Annotated in this window: 15 protein-coding genes; 2 read left to right on the forward strand and 13 right to left on the reverse strand. The window is 68.3% G+C overall.

What is annotated here, in order from left to right; genetic code table 11:
- Window positions 1-93: 93 nt before the first annotated feature.
- From BBA86_RS11880 to BBA86_RS11925, 10 genes are all read right to left on the reverse strand, one after another.
- Entirely contained in the window at window positions 94-699 is a 606-nt protein-coding gene (locus BBA86_RS11880) for a hypothetical protein (RefSeq protein WP_065571753.1), read from the reverse strand.
- The gene (locus BBA86_RS11885; protein ID WP_065571754.1) at window positions 696-1,130 is read right to left on the reverse strand and encodes a hypothetical protein; all 435 of its coding nucleotides are present in this window, start codon (window positions 1,128-1,130) and stop codon (window positions 696-698) included. The genes BBA86_RS11880 and BBA86_RS11885 overlap by 4 nt, the downstream gene beginning before the upstream one ends.
- 154 nt (window positions 1,131-1,284) lie before the next feature.
- Window positions 1,285-3,027: a hypothetical protein gene (locus BBA86_RS11890; protein WP_141677869.1), complete on the reverse strand. Its 1,743-nt coding sequence runs from the start codon at window positions 3,025-3,027 to the stop codon at window positions 1,285-1,287.
- Window positions 3,020-3,319 (reverse strand): hypothetical protein, encoded by a 300-nt coding sequence (locus tag BBA86_RS11895; RefSeq protein ID WP_065571756.1) that lies wholly within the window; start codon window positions 3,317-3,319, stop codon window positions 3,020-3,022. The genes BBA86_RS11890 and BBA86_RS11895 overlap by 8 nt, the downstream gene beginning before the upstream one ends.
- Before the next feature lie 24 nt (window positions 3,320-3,343).
- The gene (locus BBA86_RS11900) at window positions 3,344-7,735 is read right to left on the reverse strand and encodes an FtsK/SpoIIIE domain-containing protein (protein WP_065571757.1); all 4,392 of its coding nucleotides are present in this window, start codon (window positions 7,733-7,735) and stop codon (window positions 3,344-3,346) included.
- A gap of 73 nt (window positions 7,736-7,808) precedes the next feature.
- Entirely contained in the window at window positions 7,809-8,105 is a 297-nt protein-coding gene (locus BBA86_RS11905; protein ID WP_065571758.1) for a WXG100 family type VII secretion target, read from the reverse strand.
- Between the two features lie 58 nt (window positions 8,106-8,163).
- Entirely contained in the window at window positions 8,164-9,552 is a 1,389-nt protein-coding gene (locus tag BBA86_RS11910; RefSeq protein WP_065571759.1) for a hypothetical protein, read from the reverse strand.
- Window positions 9,553-9,612: 60 nt separating this feature from the next.
- The gene (locus BBA86_RS11915; RefSeq protein ID WP_189318461.1) at window positions 9,613-11,046 is read right to left on the reverse strand and encodes a helix-turn-helix transcriptional regulator; all 1,434 of its coding nucleotides are present in this window, start codon (window positions 11,044-11,046) and stop codon (window positions 9,613-9,615) included.
- Between the two features lie 207 nt (window positions 11,047-11,253).
- A complete protein-coding gene (locus tag BBA86_RS11920; protein WP_065571761.1) occupies window positions 11,254-12,045 on the reverse strand; it encodes an MBL fold metallo-hydrolase in 792 nt (263 codons plus the stop codon).
- Window positions 12,046-12,057: 12 nt separating this feature from the next.
- Entirely contained in the window at window positions 12,058-12,321 is a 264-nt protein-coding gene (locus tag BBA86_RS11925; RefSeq protein ID WP_065571762.1) for a hypothetical protein, read from the reverse strand.
- Window positions 12,322-12,368: 47 nt separating this feature from the next.
- Between BBA86_RS11925 and BBA86_RS11930 the strand changes: the two genes are divergently transcribed.
- Complete coding sequence (locus tag BBA86_RS11930) at window positions 12,369-12,965, forward strand: class I SAM-dependent methyltransferase (protein ID WP_065571763.1); 597 nt, start codon at window positions 12,369-12,371, stop codon at window positions 12,963-12,965.
- Between the two features lie 73 nt (window positions 12,966-13,038).
- Here the strand turns inward: BBA86_RS11930 and BBA86_RS14470 are convergent, their stop codons facing one another.
- From BBA86_RS14470 to BBA86_RS14740, 3 genes are all read right to left on the reverse strand, one after another.
- On the reverse strand, window positions 13,039-13,497 hold the full coding sequence (locus tag BBA86_RS14470) for a hypothetical protein (RefSeq protein WP_411267693.1): 459 nt from the start codon (window positions 13,495-13,497) through the stop codon (window positions 13,039-13,041).
- Between the two features lie 113 nt (window positions 13,498-13,610).
- Window positions 13,611-14,792, reverse strand: a complete 1,182-nt coding sequence (locus tag BBA86_RS11935) for an AAA family ATPase (protein ID WP_065571764.1) — start codon at window positions 14,790-14,792, stop codon at window positions 13,611-13,613.
- Window positions 14,793-14,945: 153 nt separating this feature from the next.
- Complete coding sequence (locus BBA86_RS14740) at window positions 14,946-15,080, reverse strand: hypothetical protein (protein WP_262981985.1); 135 nt, start codon at window positions 15,078-15,080, stop codon at window positions 14,946-14,948.
- Window positions 15,081-15,124: 44 nt separating this feature from the next.
- Between BBA86_RS14740 and BBA86_RS11940 the strand changes: the two genes are divergently transcribed.
- Complete coding sequence (locus tag BBA86_RS11940) at window positions 15,125-15,877, forward strand: DeoR/GlpR family DNA-binding transcription regulator (RefSeq protein WP_065571765.1); 753 nt, start codon at window positions 15,125-15,127, stop codon at window positions 15,875-15,877.
- The last annotated feature ends 58 nt before the right edge of the window (window positions 15,878-15,935 follow it).

Genomic DNA, 15,935 nt, shown 5'->3' on the forward strand with positions numbered 1-15,935 from the left:
GCTCACCCGGAGGGGCGCGACCCGCAGGCGCGACCGGATCCCGATCGCCGGCTCACTCAGCGAGCTCGTCGAGCCCGTTCTGTTCCAGAACTGCTAATCGTCCCACCGCAGGGTGCTCAGGTGCGCGTCGAAGACCTCGACGAGAATGTCAGCCAGGGGCCCCGCGGGGTCTCCGCTTCCGATGGTGGCGAAAACGAAGACCACCCAGGCCCGCGGGTCGACCGGGCTGGACACGGTATAGGTGACCCTCCGCCCCGCGTACAGAGCGAGCGGCTCCTCGCCTGGTCGCGCCGGCTCGATGTCCTCCTCGCGCAGACCGGGCTGCCCGTCGAGATCGACGATGCTCGCCTCACCTGCCGACTGTGACGCCAGGACCTTAAGGATCGCGACCGGGTCGGCGGTCTCGTGATCCGGATCCGTCCACTCCGACACCGTGTACGACGCGGGAATCACCGTGTCGCCGGAACGCCCGGTCGGGATGCAGACCAGTCCCGCCCCAGCCGTCCGGGCCTGATCCATGAGACGGGAGAGGTGTCGGTAGACCTCTGAGCGGAAGGGCGTCGCGGTATCGCGAGGCACGTCCTCGGGGACGGTACCGTGGGCGAGTTCCTGCAACCTTGCGTCTACCGCGTCGCGGTCCGCGGAGTTCATGGAGAAGCTCTCCCAGCCGGGGATGTCGACGATCGCGTAACCAGTCATGGTGTTCCTTTCATGGGCTGCACGGCGCACAGATCGAGCGCGGCGTCGTAGACGTCATCGACGCCCTCCAACGGGATGCCTCGGGCCGAGAGGATGATGTCGAGGTCCCAGGCCCGCCGGAGCAGCACGAGCCTCGCCGACAGGCGTCCGTCATAGGCTTCGTCGAAAGACAGGAGCGAGACGCCTTCGGCGAGCGACTCGGGGAGCTGCTGCATCCGCGCACGCCCGAGCGGACCGCCGGGGACGGCCCCGACGCGGTCGAGGAGGTACCGGGTGTCGGAGCCGAGCGCACGGAAGACACGGAGATCCGCACGGACGCCCTCCGCCCGGCCCGCCTGCCTCAGTGTGAACCTGCCGACCCTCTCTCCGACGTCCCATGCCTGGGGAACGGGGTCGAGCGAGACCGTCGTCATCGTGGCGTGCATCGACATCAGCCCCTCCTCTCAGGTGGGCGGGCGACATCGGGTACGAGACGAACATGAGACAGCTGCCAGACGATGCCTTCGCTCTCTCGTGGCGAGGGTGCACCGCCGGTCGGCGGGAGCGCAGGGTCGCTCCAGCATTCGACCGGGATCACGACGGCGCTCACAGGTCCCGCCATACTCGCGGCGGTGGGACTCTGCGCGGGGGCTGCGTGACGTTCCCCGAGTCGTCGGCCGGCGTCCATTCGTACGTCGTCCCGTTCGGGTCAGCCCAGAATCTGCCGTGTCGCCTGACGTCGGCCTGCGAAGCGATGTCCCACGGAACGGCCCATTCGTAGGTGTCTCCGCTGCCCTGAGGGAGAGGGTTGCGCAGGATGATGCCCTTGTCACCCAACGCATCGACGAAGGGTCTCCCGCCGTCCAGATCGAGCTCCGGTACTACCGCGAACGGGTCATCCTCCTTACCGATCTGCCTCGGCGGCTGCACGAGCGTGAAGTCGCGATTGATCTCGTACCGGATGATGTCGCCGTGACCGGGGAGCCCGTCCTCGCCCATCTCACCGTGCTTCGCGTACCCGGCAGCGCCGGATTCCGTCTCGGCGACATACAACGCCTTCCAGTTCGGATCATCGCTTCCGTTACTCCATCCCGGAATCCGCTGCGGGCCATTCTCCAGAGTCCGCTCGGCACCGGGGACGTCCGAGCCGCGGAAACCCTGCCAGCTCTCGAGACGCGTGAAGACGGCGCCTGACGGCGACTGCCACGACGTCGTGCCCGGTTTCACGAGTCCCCGCTCGACGAGATCCGCCGGCGGATCGACGCGGACCGACCCGGGCGGGACGCCCCAGGCCCGTGCGGCATCGAGAGTCTCGGCCGCGTTGGACGCCGACGAGCCGGATCGCGGAGGCGTGTCGGGGCGCGGCGCCGGCTCCGGAGTGTCCGCCCGCGGCGCCGGCTCAGGAGTCTCAGCCCGCGGCGGAGGCGTCGGCGCGCCGTCGGGCTCGGGCGTCGGCGTTCGACTGCCCGGTTCGCCCGTGTCCGACGCTGCCTTTCGCGCTTTGCCGATGGCCTTGCCCGCGCCGAATGTGACGAGGCCGAGGAGCGCCCATCCGAGATCCTCGAGGTCTCCCTCCCCCAGACCCACGAGAAGGACCTCCGCCGCCACGGCGATGGCGTCGAAGACACGCGACGCCGTCATCAGCGCGGCGGCGATGATCGGTCCCACGCCGGGGAGGAAGAGGGCGAGGGCGGCGAGCGCCATCGCGACGATGGAAAACCACTTGACGATGAATTTGAGGATCTGGACGAAGAGGAACTTGAAACGGTCCCACCCGGAATCCTTCAGCCCGTCGTTGAAACCGCCCCGGATCGTCGCCGCAGCAGCCCTCCCAGCGTCATCCAACTGCGCGAGAACCGCGTTCAGTCTTGCGCGAGCCTCGCGCAGTTTCGCCGCGGCGTTCTCGGTCGCCGCGGTCTTGTCCGCGTTCGCCTGCTCCTGCTCGGGGGTGAGCGACGCTCCGGACTCGGGGATCGCCATCGGCATCGCCTCAGCACGCCCCTGCGCGCCTGCGGCATCCATCGCCTCGTCGAGCGCCGCCGCCGACCCTATGAGGGCGACGTCGACGGCGGGGCGGTAGTCGCGGAGGGCACCCGCCGCCGCCTCGTACCGGCCGACGGTCTGTCGCAGGTCCTTCGCCACCTCGGTCGCCGACGACCTCAGTTCGTCGGCATACGCTCCACGCAGCGACTCACCCGACCCGATACGAGCGAGCCGGTCACCTTGAATCCGCATCGCGTCCGCGAGTGTGCGGAAGTGCTGCACCTGCTCGTCGATCGCGGCCGTGTCCGCGACCACGGGGTCGGAGGGCCGCTCGAGGAGATCCCATCTTCCCGGACGTTCAGGCACCGGAGGCCTCCTCCACTCGGATGCTGTCGGCGAGCTGCTTCTCGGCGTCGGTCCACGCTTTGCAGGCCGCGTCGACTCGCTCGCTCAGTTTGCCGAGGCGCTTCTTGATCTTGTCGCGATGGGCGTACCAGTTGTCGTTGAACTCCTTCATCGCACTCGTGATGTCCGCCTGACCCCAGATCGGGCCGAGCTCCTTCGACCGCTTGTCCGCGGTGTCGAACTCTTGGGCGATCGCCTTGAGGTCACTGTTGGTCGTATCGAGCGTCGCGTCGACGATCAGATCACCGGCCATGGGATATCCCTTCTTCTCGCTGTCTCACTCGACCAGCCGCGGGGCTTGGAGAGTGTGTATGGTTCCGTCGCCGAAATGGGCCAGGATGCGGCCGGGCACGACAGGAGCCGTCGTCGCCGATCGCGGGATCCGGACCCCGATGAGGTCGCCGTCGAACTGATTGCGCGGGCTGAGGAGCGCACCGCGCTGGTTGTTGCGCACGTCGGTCTGCCACCCCGTGAAGCCTCCGCCGACCTCGGCAGCGCTGCCGCCCAGGATGACGCCGCGATTGCCCCCCGACGCACCGCGGATCCACTCGCGCAGCTCATCCTTTGCGGGCATCTCCCTCACGAGCTCGCCGTCGTCGATCACCACGACGATCGGCTCCGACGTGGCGAGCGCCTCGGCGAGCTCCTCTGCGGCGACGTCGACACCGGTGAACGCGGCGCGGAGGCCGGGACGGCCCGCCACGAGCTCGGGGAGGGGCGATCGGCGGGGCGCGATCACGACGACGCCCGTTCCTGCGTCGAGGAGGGAACGAGCCATCGCCCCCAACACGTTGCTCCTGCCGGACTGCGGTGGACCTGCAACGAGGAAGGTCGGCGGTCCGGACGCCAGATCGACCCCGATGGACGAGAGCTCGTCGCCACCGACGCCCAGGAGCGCCCAGAGCGCGGGAGACCCGGAATTCGTCGGATACTGGGCGAGATCCTCCCACGTCACGATCGACGGAAGGACGTCGATCCGCCAGGGCCGGCGACGTTGCGGGATGTCGCGATCACGCTCACGGGCGCGCATCGCGATCTCAGTGAGCGCCGCTGCCTGAGCGGTCGCGCTCGGGTCGGCGGCGAGGAGGGCGACCTGCGCCTCCTGCCCGGTTCCGGCGCGGAACATGCGGCCGTCGGGTACCGACTGCGAGAGCTTTCGCGGGTTGAGCCCGCCCATGCCGTAATCGGCACGATCGCTCAGGCGCAGCATCCACTTCTCTTCGGTCAGAACACTGATGCGCCCCGACAGGAGCGACCGGTCACCCGCGAGAACGAGGTGGATGCCGGCGCTCGCACCTTCGCGCAGGAAACCCATCACCTGTTCGACGAGCAGTCCGCCGTCGAGGTCGCCGAAGGTGCTCGTGAAGCTCTCCCATCGGTCGAGCATCACGATGATGTGCGGCAGCCGTTCTTCGGTGGACGCCCGGGAACGCTGCTCGCTGATGTCGGCGACCCCGAGTCGACCGAAGGACTCCTGGCGCGACGTCAGCTCCGTCTGGAGGCGGTCGAAAAGACGCACGAGCCGCTCGCGTTCGCTGCGCTGCACGATCGCGCCGGTGTGCGGCAGTCGGGTCAGCGGCAGCAGGGCACCGTTGCCCATGTCCACGCCGAAGAGGTGCAGGTCCGCAGTGGTGACGGAGTCGGCGAGCGCTCCAGCGATCGTGCGCAGCGCCTGCGAGCGACCCGAGCGCGCGGTACCGACGATGAAGAGATGCCCGAACTCGCTCAGCGAGAGCGTGATCGGCGGCTGCGACTGCGTCGTCGGGGAGTCTCCGAGCGCCCAGGCGACCTCGGACGGTCGCGGAGGGCTCGGCTCCGCTGCGGCCTCGCGCGACCGCCCATCGGGGTGCGCCAGGTCCGCGAGAAGTACCGTCTCTGGCAGGGAGGGCAGCCACGGGGAATGGTTCGGTGGCAGATCGAGCCCGGCCGCGGCTTGCGTCGCGGCGTCGACGAGCCGCGAGAGGTCGGTCGTCTCGCCTTCGTGACCATCGGTGCGCGGGGCAGCGGGCGACGGGTAACCCGCGTCCCGCCAACCGACGTCTGCGACGAACGGGATGGGAACGACCTTCGATCCGCCGCCGACGAGGCTCCGACCGCCGACCCGCGCCGTCTGGAACGGGACGAGCGAGGAGTGCCCCAGCCGCACGTAGGCTCGTCCGGCAGCGCTCGCCGGGATTCGCGCTGCGTCGGGCGCGTCGATGACGTCGATGCTGTCCGCGGCATCCGTCACTCGGAGCGAGATCCGCAGGTTCGTGTTGGCCCGTATCTCCGCCGAGACGACACCCGACGGGCGTTGCGTGGCGAGGATGAGGTGGATGCCGAGGGATCGGCCGCGCTGCGCGATGTTCACGAGCCCCGACACGAAGTCAGGGAGCTCTCGGGCCATGGAGGCGAACTCATCGATCACGATGAGCAGCCGTGGCATCGGCGCGTGCGTCGCCGCACCGCCGCGCGCCTGCGCGGAGACGTAGTCTTCGATGTCTTTCGCTCCCGCCGCGGCGAGGATGTGCTCACGGCGGGTCAGTTCGGCGCCGAGGGATGTCAGCGCCCTCTCGACGAGGTGGGCGTCGAGGTCTGTGACCATTCCGACGGTGTGCGGCAGTCTGACGGCGTCCTTGAAGGCCGCACCGCCCTTGTAGTCGACGAGGACGAAGTTCATCGCGTCGGGCCGGTTGCTGACCGCGAGGCTCGCGACGACGGTCTGCAGCAGTTCGGATTTGCCGGATCCGGTCGTGCCGGCGACGAGCCCGTGCGGGCCATCGGTGACGAGGTCGATCGAGAACGGTCCGTCGAGGGAGACCCCGACGACGGCGCGGGTGCTGCGTGCACCGCCCACCCACCGCGTCATGATCGTCCGCGCGTTGACCGGCTCCAGGCTCATCACCTCGGTCAGGCGCGCGCTCGTGGGAATCGCGTCTTCCTCCTCGTCCCCGGAATCACGCAGTGGCGCGAGTGAGCGGGCGACCTGCTCGAACCACGCCGGATCGACCTCGTCCAGACGGATGTTCTGCACGGCCTCATGAGCTGACCGGCGCACGACAGCCTGCCCTCCGACGCGGAGGAGGACCACGGACGTGCATTCCTCCGGCAGCGCGCGCTCGTTCTCATCGAGGCAGATGGCGTAGACGCCTACTGCGGGACCGTCTCGCAGGATGCCGGCGACGCCCGGATAGGCGCGGAGCCGACGTGCCCCGTCCCACACGACGACGACATCAGGGGGGAAGCGCAGGCCCCTCCCGTTGGCTGCCGAGAGCTGGGCACCGCGGTCCGCGACCAGTTGCGCGAGTTCGGCGACGCGACGCCCGAGCGTGTCGGCATCATTGCCCACGAGGGTGCGTGCATCCTGGCCGAGGGCCGGTGCGACGTGCGGAAGCCAGCGCGTCCAGGCCCAGTCCTCCTCGGTGTCGCCGGTCGTCAACAGAACGAGTTGCACATCGCGCGGGCTCTGCAGCACTGCCAGTTGTGCGATGAACCACCTCGCCGCAGCCCGGGCACGGTGAGGCGAACCGGCGACGCCCATGACGCCGGCCTCGGTCAACGGCACCGACGTCGGCACATCCTGAAGAAGCGCCGGAGTGCGACGGCGATACTCGAGCGCCTCTCGCAGATCCTCGACGGCCACCGCGCTCGGAACGTGAGCGGTGCCGATCCGGATGAGCAGATGGTCGTCATCGGTCGCCCGGCGTTCCCACAGTCGGGAATCGGGTGTGGTCGCGACCGTCCACAGATCGGCCGCGCTCGGCGCTGACGACAGCCGCATCTCCCGTTCGAGCGCGTGACGCGCGCGCACGTCCGCCTCGATGCGTTCGACAGTGGCGGCGTGCTCCGCGACCCGCTCCCGGTAGGTACGCCGCCCCTGCCGCTTCGTCGTCACCGCATTGGCGATGACCATGATCGGTGACAGCAACGCCAGCGCGAGGAAGGCGAGGGACTGGAAGACGATCGCGGTGACGACGCCGCCCAGCAGCGGCAAGAGTGCGGCCACCCACGGGAGCGAGCTTCTCACCTCGAACGCGGGGGCCGCGGGGATGCGGTAGACCTCGCTCTCCGCGACGTTCCGGATCCGCGGGGGACGGTTGAACTCGAGGACGCTGCGATCCTCCGAGGGCTCGAGCACTGCGTCCGCTTCGCTCACCGGCCGCTGCTGGAAGAGGCTCTCGCCGATGCGCAGGTCGACCCCGCGCGGCCACACCGTGAACTCCTCGGTCAGATCCAGCCCCGCCAGGCTCGCCTGGATCAGCAGGTTCGTCACTCGCACGCGGACGGTCATCGTGATGTCGATCGCGACGATCAGCGCACGTGAGGGAAGCGGCGCGAGGACGGCATCGTTCGAGGCAGCACTGCCGACGGAATGCAGTCCCGGCCCAACTCGGACGACATGACCCGCCCCGGGCCCGCTCGATACCCCGATGTCGACGAGACCGGCCCCGGCTGCTGCGCCAACGGCGCCCTGCGCCTCGAGCGAAAGGACGGCGCCCTGACGGATGCCGGTGGCTGCGAGTGTCTGCGAGGGGTCGATCGGGTCACCACCGACGACGACCCGTCCGCCCGGCTCGACGGTCACGCCCGCATGACGCAGGACGTCGATGACGGGTGTGTCCGCGTCTGCGTCGACGAAGAGGTCACGGGTTCGTGAGGTTTCGTCACGGAAGGAGACGACGACTCGCATGGGGAGTATCCGATGTTCGAATGAGGAGGGCGGGAGGACGGGGCCCGCGCGGACGCGGGGCCCCGCCGAACGGTCAGCGCTTGAGCGCGTTGGCCAGGTCGGTGTCCGTCTGCTGCAGGGCCTCGGCGGCCTTGTTCAGGTAGGTGCTCATGCCCTCGAGGCCGGCGATGGTCTTCGTGGCACCGTCGTTGAACTCCTGGTAGGACGTCCCGAACGCGATCGACGACTGGTCGGTGACGTAACCGCCTGACACGAGGCTGTCGACGAGTGATTTCAGGCGTGTCAGCTGCGCGTTGATTTCCTGCTGACCGCTGGAGAGACGACTCGCGGCATCCCGCATGTCTCCGTAGGTGACGTTCAAGTTCGCCATGTGCTGCTTCTCTCTGTGTGAGGTTCATCCGGACGGGCGTCCGGATGCGTGTCGGCCGTTACGCGTTCGTCCGTTCGGAGGAAGCGGTGTACCGGACGTCGGGGAGCAGGTCGCTCGAGAGCACGCCGTCTCGGACGGAGAATCGCCAGGACGCACCCGCGAACGATGACTTCACGAGGACGATCCAGTGGAAATCGGGGTTCGCGAAGAGGGCGCGCAGGGCATCCCCCTGGGCTCTCGTCGCGATCTCGTCGATGACGGCGACGCCGCGCTCGTGGGTGTCCATGCCGGCGCCTGCGATGAAGTCGTCCAGCGCCGCCGCACGGTTGGCGCCGCGGGTCGTGATGTGCGCGACGTGCGGCGACGCCGACCAGGGGTTGCTCGTGAGCTCCACGACCCACGCGTCCACGACGTCATCCACCGCATCGGCGGGACCCTCGACGCTCACCGGGCCGCGAGCTTGTGCGAAATCGAGCAGCAGCCGACCGGACTCCGTCGCGCCGAGCGCTGCGAGGCCGCTGAACCGGGTGTCGCTGGTGTCGGGAACGGGCTGGCGCTGCAGGTACGCGAGCGCCGCTGACCAGGTTCGGCCGTCCGGGGACGATGTCCACCCCGCGGGTGCCCGCGTCGACGGCGCCGTGAGGTGCAGGTGGATCGAGGTGTCGTCGACGGTGACGACGTACACGCCGGGGAACGCTATCTGCTCGGCCTGACTGGCCGCGACGGCGATCCGCAGAGCGCTGTCGATCGTCCACGATGCCGAGCTGTCCCGGACGTATGCTCCACCGCCTGCCGTCCGAGCCGCGCGGCGACGCCAACGGAGGATGCCGAACACCGTCCCGGCCGCGATCGCTGCGGCCGAAGCGACAGCGATCGAGACCGCCCCGACGACCGGCAGCCCGCGGGAACCTCCCGGCGTCTCGGCGGCATCGCCCCGCGGGGGCACCTGGCGGTCGGGAGCGACCTGGGTGGGACGGGGTTGGGCCGGGGGCTGCTCGGAGTTCCGAGGGTTCTGCTGCTGCGGACTCGTGGGACGCTGCTGCGACCGCGGTTCCTCCTCGCCTGAAGCGAGTCGGCCGACCTGGACGCCCGGGCCGCGCGCATCGTCGGGCAGAAGGAGTATCCACCCCGGGTTCAGGCTCGTAGGCACGGTGAGCGCCGAACCGTCCGGCTGCCGTCGGCCCTTGTTCAGTTCGAAGATCTCCTCGAACCGGTTGCCGTCCCCGAGGTAGCGCTGTGCGATCGCGAAGAGGAACTCCGGCTCGCCGTTGAAGCTCTCCTTGACGACGTAGAACCGCACCTCGCGCTGGTCCGCCTGCGGAACGCGAACGGATGCCGTGAGCGGGTCGGCGTGGGCGGGGAGCGCCACGAACGGGAGCGCCGTCGCGATGACCGCGGCGATGAGGAATCCACCCGCTGATCGGGGATTGAGGTGGCGTTGGATCACTGTTCCATCCCACCAACGGGCAGGATGAGCAGGAATACGTACTCCTACGTAAGTCCGCGGTCAGCTCTCGGGATCGTGCGCCCGCTCACGAAGATGGTCGGCGAGCAGCACCGTCAGTTGCGCGCGGGAGGTGATGCCGAGTTTCCGATAGGCCGAAGACAGCTGCGTCTCCACGGTCCGGATACTCGTGAAGCCGGCTTCGGCGATCTCCCGGCTGGTCGCGCCGCGGGCTGCTGCGAAAGCTATCTGCCGCTCGCGCGAGGTCAGGGCGGCGAGGAGCGCGTCGGATGACGTGAGCCTCAGAGCCCGGTCGACGAGCAGTCCGATGGCGCGGTCCCCGGTCAGCCCCGTCAGCACCCGCGCACGGTCGAGCGCTTTCCGCGCGTCCGTGTACCGTTCTGCACGGGTCAGGGCACGTCCGAGCTCGAGCAGAGAAAGTGCCAGTTGATCCGGAAAGCCGGCTCCGGCAAGCGCCGCGACCGACTCCTCCAAGATGGCGATGGATGCCGCAGGGTCGTCCGATCCCGCGATCACCCCCCGGATACGCCCCGCCATCCCGTCCAGGATCGGACGGGCTCCCGCCGACAGCCGCTCCAGGTTGTCGCTGATCCGGGCGGCTTCTCCAGGCCGGCCGATCGCGATGGCCGCCCGTGCGAGATCGACGTCGATCCACATCCGCCGACCAGGCTCCTCCAGGCCGAGCGACCGGGCGTGCATCTGCGCACGAGACAGCTGCGAGTACGCTTCCCGCCATTCTTCGCGTCGGGCGGCGCCGAGCCCCGTCAGAGCGCGCCGAGTGAATGCGCCGTGGATCGCGGATCCCTGCAGCGTCGGCTGGAGGAGGACCTCTTGGAAGGCGACGTCGTCCGCCGCGCGAAGCGCGATGAGCCCCAAGGCTCGCGCAGCCGCCGGCGACACCGGCGTCTCACCGCGGTACGAATCGAGCAGTGCCGCCGCAGCAGCCAGCCGCCCGGCGTACGCGTCGACGGTCGCCAGGTGGGTCGCGAAGACGCTCTCGATGAAGGGCTGCTGATCAGCCCGTGCTTTCCGCTTGAGAAGCCTCAAGGCGGTGCGCGATTCGTCGAGCTGGCCCACCTGGTAGGCCAGGAAACCTCGCTGCGCCAGGGCACTGTCGACGGACGCGACCAGGTCGATCTCGCGCTCCACCTCCTCCATCTGGGCAAGGAGGTGACCGTCGAGGCCTTCACCGATGTCGACCTTCGCCGCGAGCAGCACGGCAAGCGCACGATGGCGCGCGATCGGAGCCTCCGCGGGCAAGCCCTCCAGCGCGGCGGTCGCCAGAACCGCTCGTCGTCGGGGCTCTGCGGTCGCCTCGGAGCGGTAGGTGCGAACGATGCTCGCGATGGGGGCGGCGGCATCCGCGGTCTGACGTTCCACGTCGTCGAGCACGGTGACCGAGAACTCCTCCCCCAGCGTGGCATCACCTGACATCAAGAGGATGGGCAGGGCGCGGTCGAGGAGCGGGATGGGCATGGCCGGGATGTTCCGCGCGTGGAGGACGTCGAAGGCTCCGGCATAGTCGGATGCGTGGAACAACGCCTCGGAGCGAGAGACTTCGGATGCGTCGTCTTCCGGTGACGGCCCCGGCGAACGGGGTGCTGCACCTGCCGTCATGAGAGATCACGTCCTCGTTACGTATGGTCCGCGCGATTCATCGATCGCAAATCGATATGCAATCTATTACTCGCCCGCTCTCACGGGATCCGCGTCGGGCCGTGCGACGATCAGCGTCTCCCCGTCCTCCGGCACGTGGACAGCCGCGGTGATCCCGTGAGTCGCCGCCGTCGCGCGCACATCGGCGCGGGTCACGGTGCAGTGATCGAGCGCCTCCATGTGGACGGCGATGACGCGGGCATCGGGCGCGAGATCGTGCACGCGCACGACGTCCTCGGCCCCCATGAGGATCGGGTCGAGACCGGGCAGCACGGCTTCGCCCGTGTTCAGCACGACGACGTCCGGCCGGTGTGCGGCGAGCGCCGCCTCGACGGCCGGGTGGTAGACGGTGTCGCCGGCGACGTACAGCGTCGGCTCCGCGGAATGTGCGATGACCACACCCATGACCTCGCCGAGTCGCGGCGCCGCAGCGAGCGTCGCGTCGGAGCCGTGCTGCCCGCCCGTGCGCGTGAAGGTCACGCCGGCCAGCGTCGTCGGCTCGTCGAGGACAATCACCTGCGTGAAGCCGGCGCCGGCGATCACCGCGGCGTCGTCGGCGTGCTGGACCAGGACGGGAACCTCACGCGGCAGGAGCGCGGCGGCCGCGGCATCCCAATGGTCGGTGTGCGTGTGCGTCACCACCACGATGTCGGGGTCCAGCAGGTCCGCGAGCGGGACCACGAGATCGACCAGCGGGTTGCGCCGTGCGCTGGCGAAGCCGGGCTGCGAGCCCTTCGCCCCCAGCATGGGATCGACGAGCACGCGGATGCCGCCGACCTCGAGCAGCAGAGTGGCGTTGCGGACCTGGGTGATCTTCACTTCGGGATCGTCTCACGCATCGGCGCCGGCGATCCGCGTCACGAAGGCCGGGCGGAGCCGGCTGTTGTCGGCGATCCGCTCGGCCGTGAGTCCGGACCGGACGAGTTCCCGGACGATCGGCGTGACGCGAGCCTCGAGCTCCGAGACGTCGTACGTCTCTCCGCGAGACGCGGGCAGTTCCGCCTCCACCTGACCCAGGAGTGCCTGCTGGTGCGCGGTCAGCCGGTCGGGCTCGGAGCCGGGGATGCGGATCGTCCAGTCCGGGCCGGTGCTCATACCGCCGCATCCTGACACAGGTCAGACGCGGTCGATAGCCTCGTAGGATGACCCGCACGACCGCCGCCTACGCACACCGGGCCGCGGAGTACGTCGGCGTGCTCGGGTCCGTGGGCGCGATGCACCACGCGGATCGCCACCTCATCGAGGCGTGGGGAGCCGCGGCATCCGGTCGCCTCATCGACGCGGGCTGCGGCCCGGGCCACTGGACGCAGCACCTCGCGGAGCGGGGCGCCGAGATCCGCGGGATCGATCTCGTGCCGGAGTTCATCGACCACGCGCGTGCGACCCACCCGGGCGTCCGGTTCGATGTCGAGAGCATCGAGGCGATCGACGAGCCGGATGCCGCGATCGGAGGCATCCTCGCCTGGTTCTCGACGATCCACCACGAGCCCGAGGCGATCGCGGTTCCGCTCACCGAGTTCGCGCGCGTGCTGCGTCCCGGCGGGTCGCTGCTGCTGGGCTGCTTCGACGCGGACGAGACGGAGGCGTTCGACCACGCCGTCGTGCGTGCCTACCGCTGGAACACCCGCGACCTGCAGCGGCTCCTCGAGTCCGCGGGCTTCGACGTCGTCGCCGTCCACCGCCGCGCCGAGCGCGGAGCTCGACCTGTCGCAGCGATCATCGCGGAACGGCCGAGCTGATGCGCACCGGACCGTAACTGATGAGGCGCGCCAAGATTGCGAGCAGGCGAACAGAGCCTCCTCGCCTAAGACATCAGGGGATTAGTGACCGAAGGTGGTCAAACTTCTGGAGCAATCGGGCGAGGCTAGGACTGCGCAACTCCGCCAGGCCGACGTCCATGCGGGCAGTCATGCGAGGTTGATGTGTAGGTTTCACATACTTCTGGGGCAGCAGGGCGCTAGGAATGGCTGACTTACCCCTTCGATTCGGCTGATATTCGAGTTCTGGATCAAAGCCGAGAGTTTCGGCAGACGCATAGAGCCAGTCCTCGTAGTCACGTTCCGCGATAGCAATGACCACCGGCACACCGACTTCCTTCTCCGCGCGAGCGAGAAGCTCTGGCCCTTCCTGACAGACCAGCTCGTCGTCTGCGTCCAGCACAACGATCACACCCACAGCGCCCGGGCGTGCTGCGGTGGCGACATACCCCTCTATCCCGCCTTCGGCAGTGGCGTTCCCCTTGCCATTGAAAGGAACCGGTTTGCCAATCACATCGACATAATCGTCACCTCGCGCACGGTGAGCCCTTAGCAGCATCGGAACCGCTCGGACATCTCCGGGGCCTTCTACAACTAGTGCTATGTGCGGTTTCCCCGCTGGCACCGTCATAGCGCCGGGTCCAGGGAATCGGCGCGCAACAACTCGCCCGGCGTCATGAGACCCCGCCGCACCACATCTCGAGTGTGATCTGACACCGGAGCAAGACGAGACTCACCGTTCTCTGTCCAGACGACACGAAGATCCTCAATGGGGAGCGCATTCACGATGTCCGCACTGTGAGTCGTGATTAACACCTGAGACACATTCGCCTGCTGCTGCAGGATGTCTACAAGCGTTGTCATGGCTCCAACGTGGATGGCAATCTCGGGCTCCTCGATGACGATGAGCGACGGCGACGCTGGCTGAAGCATCGCCAGCAAGATGCCGAAACTGCGCAGTGTCCCATCCGACATCTGCTTCGCTAGGAACATCCGATCTTTAGACTCAGTCGCTTGGTAGAACGCGAGGGTTTGTCGGTCCGCCAGATTTCTTAGCTCGATCCGAGCAATGCCAGGAACAATCGCGGCGAGCTGGTCAACGAGTTCGGTCCGGCGGGCCGCAGTGAGGCTCTCGAATACGCTCGTTACGTTCGACCCGTCGGGCTCGAACTGCCTCGTCGAGGATGGCTCCTGAAGATCAGCAACACTCGAGGGGTTGATCTCAACAGCCTGCAGGCTCTGAAGCACCCTCTGAACGAGGAATGCGGTGAGACTTCCTGTGCTCAGTGCGCTTTGCCCGGGGGCGACTGGGACCGGTCGCTCCTCCTCCGGGCTATGCACTTCGACCCGAGTCCCGTCGCTCTCGAAGCCCCATTCTTCTCGACCGAAATAGACGTGAGCGGACTCTCTCTTTACCTCGTACCGCTTGCCCGCCACCGAACCAAGCTTGAGTTCGTAGTGAGACACCTCAGCAGAGCCGAACTGAAATTCAAGCCGCAAGGAGGGCTCGTATGGCCGGCCCTCGCTGCGGTGACGCAGCTGGTCGTACCCACCTCTGCGCCGCACCGCGTTGGGCAGGCCGTGAGTGGGAATGTCTCGAAGCAACTTGATTGCGGCCACCGCGTTCGACTTGCCACTGCTGTTCGGACCAACAAGAGCCACGAAGTCACCTAGTTCGATGGTGGCATCCCGATACGACAGAAAGTTTCGCAATGTGAGCGACTTGAATTGCAGGTTCTTGAGCGCCAGCGTCTCACCAAGAGTCGTGGCGTCACCGTCGGCGGCGACCTCGTTAGCGTCCATGGACATGCTCGAAGCCTAGCCATCCGTTCGGAGCGTATGCGTCTCCTCGTCTCGTGCCTCCGCTTGTCTCTTTTCGTCGCCTCGGTTTGCACCGGACGCGGTCCCGCCCCGACACCCGACTACAGTCCTTCAGCGCGCTGAGCGATCCTCACCGACCCATCAGCGCGGCTCCGTCACGCGCACCAACCCGCAGTTGAGGCAGGACCACGCGACCGTGAACCGCTCGTCGTCGAGGATCTCGAAGCGCAGCGGATCGCCGCAGGTGGGGCACATGACCGCCGGACGCTCGCTCACGACACGAGCCTAAGGTCGCCACGGCACCCGGTTACCCTGATCGCATGCCGCAGTTGCTCAGCGCCGAACGGCGGTCGCTCCTGATCGAGATGCTCGCCGAGTCCGGCAGCGTCCGACTCGAGCCGGCCGCCGAGGCGTTCGGCGTCTCGGCGATGACCGTCCGCCGCGATCTCGACGACCTCGTCCGCGAGGGGCTCGCGCGACGGGTCCGGGGCGGGGCGGTCGCCGCCATCGTGCCGCAGGACTTCACCGCCCGCATCGCTGCGCGCGGCGGCGCGAAGGCCGAGATCGCCCGCAAGGCGCACGACCTGCTCCCCCACGGCGGCGCCGCGGCGATGGATGCCTCCTCCACCGTCGGCGCACTCATCTCGACCCTCGACGACAGCGACGAACTGCTCGTCGTCACGAACTCGTACGACAACCTCCGCGCAGCCCAGGGCCGACCCGCCGTCGACGCGATCCTCCTCGGCGGCCGCCTCGAACCGCGCACCGGCAGCTTCGTCGGCGCGCAGGCCTGCGAGAGCGCCGGTCGGTTCCACTACGACCGTTTCTTCACGAGCGCCGCCGCCCTCGACCCGTCATTCGGCACGAGCGAGACGACCCTCGAAGAAGCCGAGGTCAAGCGCGTCCTCTCGACGAACGCCGACGAGACCGTCGTGCTCGCAGACTCCTCAAAGCTCGAACGACTCGCCGTCGCGCGGGCCCTCTCCTGGACCGACGTCGACCTCCTCGTCACCGAGCTCGACCCCGCCGACGAACGGCTCGCGGCCTTCCGGGGGCTGGTCGAGATCCGGTGAGCCTGTTAGATTGTGAAATGTTTCACAAGATCTTCCACTTCTGAGCCTCGCAGGAGAG

The sequence above is a fragment of the Microbacterium oleivorans genome, from assembly GCF_001691565.1.
GTDB lineage: Bacteria > Actinomycetota > Actinomycetes > Actinomycetales > Microbacteriaceae > Microbacterium > Microbacterium oleivorans_B.